General features: G+C 67.7%; 1 protein-coding gene. It reads left to right on the top strand.

All coding sequences use genetic code 11. The features are described from left to right. On the top strand, positions 1 to 566 hold a 566-nt coding region (locus EEJ42_RS30960), incomplete at both ends, for a KR domain-containing protein (protein WP_123105183.1).

Below are 566 nucleotides of genomic sequence, written 5' to 3'. Positions count from 1 at the left end.
GTGTTGCGTCCGAAGGTGGATGCGGCGTGGCATCTGCATGAGCTGACGCGGGACATGGACTTGTCTGCGTTCGTGGTGTTCTCCTCCGCGGCGGGCACGCTGGGCAGTGCGGGTCAGGGGAGTTACGCGGCGGGTAATGCGTTCCTGGATGCGTTGGTGGAGTATCGGCGTGGTCTTGGGTTGCCGGGTGTGTCGTTGGCGTGGGGGCCGTGGGATCAGTCTGACGGCATGGTCGGTGAGCTGAGCGCTGCCGATCGGGAGCGGATGCACCGCTCGGGGTTCCCGCCGTTGCCCGTGGAGCAGGGTGTGGCGCTGTTCGATGCTGCGGTGGGTGCTGGGGAGCCGGTGGTGTTGCCGGTGCGGCTGGATCTTTCCGCATTCCGTTCCGGTGGTGATGTTCCGCCTCTGCTCCGTGGGTTGGTGCGGAGTCGGCGTGCTGCCGGGCGGGCTGTGGCGAGTGGCCTCGGCGAGAATCTGATCGGCCTGGGCGAGGTCGAGCAGCGGGAGGTGCTGCTGGATCTGGTGCGGGGCCAAGTCGCGTCGGTGCTCGGGTATCAGGGTGCTGC

It is taken from the genome of Streptomyces botrytidirepellens (genome assembly GCF_003721215.1).
Lineage (GTDB): Bacteria > Actinomycetota > Actinomycetes > Streptomycetales > Streptomycetaceae > Streptomyces > Streptomyces himastatinicus.
Note: the sequence above shows the minus strand (reverse complement) of the source record. Positions and strands in the feature narration are given on the sequence as shown.